The organism is Nodularia sp. UHCC 0506, assembly GCF_034931045.1.
In the GTDB taxonomy this organism is placed as follows: Bacteria; Cyanobacteriota; Cyanobacteriia; order Cyanobacteriales; family Nostocaceae; genus Nodularia.
The window spans coordinates 22,953-27,468 of sequence record NZ_JAYGHH010000062.1; the positions used below are offsets into that span (position 1 = coordinate 22,953).

Here is a 4,516-nt window from a genome sequence, read left to right on the forward strand (position 1 = left end):
CCCCTGACAACTGCGAAAGCTGTTCCCATAATCTTTGTCTGAGTTCAGTCAGACGTTGATTTTCCGTCTCTTGTGTTGCTAAAGCAATTTCTACAGCCTTGCCAAAACCGACAATTTGGGGCGTGTATAAGGTTCCAGAACGCATTCCTCGTTCATGTCCACCGCCATGCTGTTGGGCGGCAATTTGGACTCTGGGGTTACGCCGACGCACATATAAAGCCCCGATACCCTTGGGACCATATACTTTATGTGCAGTCAGCGACATCAGGTCAACTTTCATCGCCTGTACATCCAAAGGAATTTTACCAATAGCTTGGGCTGCATCTGTATGAAAAATTATATTGTTTTCCCGGCACATTTCCCCAATTTCTGCCAAAGGTTGCAATACACCAATTTCATTATTTGCAGCCATCACCGAAACCAAAATTGTTTCTGGACGCAAAGCTTTTTTCAACTCAGTTAAATCAATAATTCCATCTGGCTGAACTGGGAGAACAGTAATATCAAAACCCAGAGATTTCAAATAAGTACAAGGGTCAAGAACTGCACTATGTTCGGTCGCCACAGTGATAATATGCTGACCTTTAGAAAAATAAGCTTCAGCTACACCTTTAATAGCTAAATTATTCGCCTCAGTTGCACCACTTGTAAAGATAATTTCTTCAGGTGTCGCATTAATAGCTGCGGCTAAGATTTCCCGTGCTTGTTTTACAGCCGCTTCAGCTTCCCAACCGTAAACATGACCAATACTAGATGGATTACCAAAATGTTCTGTAAAATAGGGAATCATTGCTGCTAATACCCGTTCATCCACAGGCGTAGTAGCGTGACAATCGAGATATATAGGACGAATAGACATAAATTAACTCAAAGTTTGGCTGAGGTTTTTTAAAATACTGAGGACTTCGTACAATTCATTTTTTCTTTTTAATAACGTAAATTGGTCAGACAAAGCATATTGGGAAATATTTTCTTGGATAAACTTGAGAAAAATAAACTCACTACCATTAGTCACACATCCAAACACAGCTTTTTCTGGATGAGGATTAGCTAACATATAAGTCAGTGCTTGGGGTATAGCTTCTAAAAGAGAAAAACTAGAACGTTTAGACTCAATTACCAATAACCAAAATTCTTCTTGAATTACCAAAACATCAATTCTACCTCGAATAACTTCTCCTTTATCCTCCGCCGAAATTTCAATTGATTGTTCACTTCTCATAAAAAAAGGTTCATCATAAAACCCAGCCAGATTTAGCAAAGGTGATAAAACAACTAATTTTACTGTTTCTTCAGATAAAGGAGGATATTTTGCTAAACGCAGAAAATGAGATTTTATTTTATCTAACTCTTGTTTTTCTAAATCTGTAATTCCTGGTAAATTATCTAACCATTCGGGAAAAAATGCCTCATTTTTAGCCTGTTGTAGATTAAATTTTTCTTCTAAATAGGCGAGTCCAATATTTTGCGCTTGAATAAATTGAACCATAGTTTTCTCACAGTATATAATTGGGTGAATTAGAAAAAACAATCAACTAAAAATTTCACCTAGTTTGATCAAAATTTGTAAAACTTTATATAATTCATTTTCACGTCTATATAAACTGAATCTATCAGATAAGGCATATATTACGGCTTTATTTTGTTTAATTAATTTGATAAATTGGAAATCTTCCCCATTCATGATTAACGAATATATAGGATAATCAGAAGTAGGTGCAGCTATCATATAAGTAAGTGCTTGAGGTATTGCTTTAGCTAAAGAAAAACTAGAGCGTTTAGATTCTACAATCAATAGCCATAACTTATTTTGGATAACTAATACATCAATTTTACCCTTAATAATTTCCTTAGCTGTTTCTACCGACTCTTCAGGATTAATAATAATGGTTTCACTAATCTCTATAGATTCTTCCGTAGCGATGTAAAAGGGATAACGATAAAACTCAGCTAAATCTAATAAAGGAGACAGTACTACCATTTTTACTGCTTCTTCTAGCAGAGGAGTAGTTTCTAATAAGCTGAGATAGTTACTTTTAACTCTATCTAAGTATTGCTTTTCTAATTCGGAAATTTCAGGTAAAGAGTCAAACCACTCTGTAAAAAATTGCTGACCTTCAGATTTCTCTAAAGCAAAATTTTCTTTTAAGTAAGCGAGAGTGATGTTTTGTGCTGAAATAACTTGAACCATGTTTGTTGCAACTGGCGAAAAGTCTTATACCCTACTTCGATGATAGCGCTGTCAGGCGCGAAATTTATAAAGTTCGTAGTCAGGGCTTTAGCCCTTTACAATCGTGTCAAAAAGCGATGAATCGCTTACTACGAACAAAAATTTATTTTAAATTTAATTCCTGTAATTTAGTTAATACTGCTTGTGCATGACCTTTGGTTTTGACATTAGGCCAAGTGTAAGCAATTATCCCATCAGGTGAGATCAGAAATGTTGACCGGGCTACACCCATATATTCTTTACCCATGAATTTTTTCAAGCGCCATGCACCATAAGCTTCTATGAGATGATGTTCAGGATCACTTAACAGGGTAATGGATAAATTATGTTTGTTAATAAATTTACAATGGGCTTTTTCTGAATCTGGACTTACACCTAATATTTTTGCTCCCAAAGCGCTGAAGTCTGGAGTTAAGTCTGTAAAGTCTTTGGCTTCTGTGGTACAGCCTGGGGTGTCATCTTTGGGGTAAAAGTACAGTACAACCCACTGACCGCTAAAATCACTGAGGCTAATGGGCTGATTATTTTGGTCAGGTGTGGGGAAATTAGGCGCAGGTTGTCCAGTTTGAGGAATGTTACTCATGATTGGTGTTAGATGGGGATGGTAGCAAAACTTACCCGTATTCGGCGACCATGAATTTTTTATCACGCAGAGGCGCAGAGTCGCCGAGAGGAAGAGTTAAAGAGATGTCATTTTGGCATTTTATATTCAAATTGAACAATGCCCACCTTTTCATCTCATGTCACACTATTTATATCTTGACTTTGCGTGAACCTTTCATCCAAATTTAAGCCTCCTCAATATTAATAATGTCATCTAAATTTAACTTTTTCCAACAGTGGTATCCTCTCTCACCTGTAGAAGATATTGACCCCACAAGACCAACTCCAGTCACTCTTTTAGGAATTCGTTTAGTTATCTGGAAACCTAAGTCATCTGAGACTTATCAGGTATTTTTAGATCAATGTCCCCACCGTCTTGCGCCTTTGAGTGAAGGACGGGTGGACGAAAACACTGGTAATTTAATGTGTAGTTATCATGGTTGGCAATTTGATTCTCAAGGGATTTGTACTCACATTCCCCAAGCAGAGAAGCCAGAAATTGTTACTAAAAAGCAAGAACAATTCTGTGTAATTTCACTACCAGTCCGCCAAGCTAATGATTTAATTTGGGTTTGGCCTGATGATAAGTCAGCAGAAACAGCAGCCAATACGCCGTTACCACTGTCACCTCAAGTAGATGCTGATAAGGGATATGTTTGGTCTTCTTATGTCCGCGATTTGGAATATGACTGGCAAACTTTAGTGGAAAATGTCGCTGACCCTAGTCACGTACCTTTTACTCATCACGGGGTACAGGGAAAGAGAGAATATGCTACACCTATATTGATGGAGATTGTAGAGTCAACTTTTCAATTAATTGAAGTGGTGATTGATAGACGCATGAAAACTACAATCACTTTTGAACCTCCTTGTCGGTTAGAGTATAATATCAGCCTTGGTGATTCTGGAGAGAAGAAACTTGGACTTGTGACTTACTGTATTCCGGTGTCTCCTGGTAAGTCCAGAATTGTCGCTCAATTTAGCCGTAACTTTGCTAAAAAACTACATCGGTTGACACCCCGGTGGTGGACTCATATCAATACCCGTAATCTGGTGCTAGATGGAGACATGATTGTTTTACATCAGCAAGAAAAGTATCTGCAACAAAGACAAGCAGTTGAAACCTGGAAAACCATCTACAAGTTACCAACAAGTGCAGACCGTTTGGTAATTGAGTTTCGGAATTGGTTTGATAAGTATTGTTTTGGTCAGCTACCGTGGAGAGAAGTGGGAGTTACTGTGCCAACCAGCCCGCAAATGAATGATAATCGTTCTGTGTTGCTGGATCGTTATTCACAACATACCCAGCATTGTAGTAGTTGTCGCAATGCGCTAAAGGTTATACAGCGCTTACAGGTGGGACTTTTGGTATATAGCATGATTGTAATTGCTGCTGTGGCTTTACTTCCTGATGCACTCCGAATCAAGCTTGGTTTACCTTTGGTAATTACAGCCGCTTTAAGTATGGCTGCTTACTCTTGGCTGAAATTCCGGCTAATTCCTAAGTTCTACTTTGTAGACTATATACATCCTGAAAAAGTTTAGTTTACCGAATTGCAAATTACGAATTAAGTAAGTGGGCGTAAATAAACTTAACTGGTGGGGGTCGTCATTTGTCCTTTGTCATTGGTAAGGATTTTTACCCTATTTACTTTTCGTAATATAGTGTGGTTTTTTCCTTAA

Annotated in this window: 4 protein-coding genes and 1 pseudogene; 1 reads left to right on the forward strand and 4 read right to left on the reverse strand. The window is 37.8% G+C overall.

From position 1 onward, the window contains the following. The 4 genes and pseudogenes from VB654_RS22840 to bcp form a co-directional block, all read right to left on the reverse strand. Positions 1–859, reverse strand: a pseudogene (locus VB654_RS22840) (cysteine desulfurase family protein); the annotation flags it as partial. 3 nt (positions 860–862) lie between these two features. After that, positions 863–1,489 (reverse strand): type I restriction endonuclease, encoded by a 627-nt coding sequence (locus tag VB654_RS22845; RefSeq protein ID WP_323216113.1) that lies wholly within the window; start codon positions 1,487–1,489, stop codon positions 863–865. 42 nt (positions 1,490–1,531) lie between these two features. Next, positions 1,532–2,191 (reverse strand): type I restriction endonuclease, encoded by a 660-nt coding sequence (locus VB654_RS22850; RefSeq protein ID WP_323216114.1) that lies wholly within the window; start codon positions 2,189–2,191, stop codon positions 1,532–1,534. Between the two features lie 142 nt (positions 2,192–2,333). Next, on the reverse strand, positions 2,334–2,813 hold the full coding sequence (gene bcp / locus VB654_RS22855; RefSeq protein ID WP_323216115.1) for a thioredoxin-dependent thiol peroxidase: 480 nt from the start codon (positions 2,811–2,813) through the stop codon (positions 2,334–2,336). A 227-nt stretch (positions 2,814–3,040) separates the two neighbouring features. Between bcp and VB654_RS22860 the strand changes: the two genes are divergently transcribed. Then, on the forward strand, positions 3,041–4,378 hold the full coding sequence (locus VB654_RS22860) for a Rieske 2Fe-2S domain-containing protein (RefSeq protein WP_323216116.1): 1,338 nt from the start codon (positions 3,041–3,043) through the stop codon (positions 4,376–4,378). Positions 4,379–4,516: the final 138 nt, after the last annotated feature.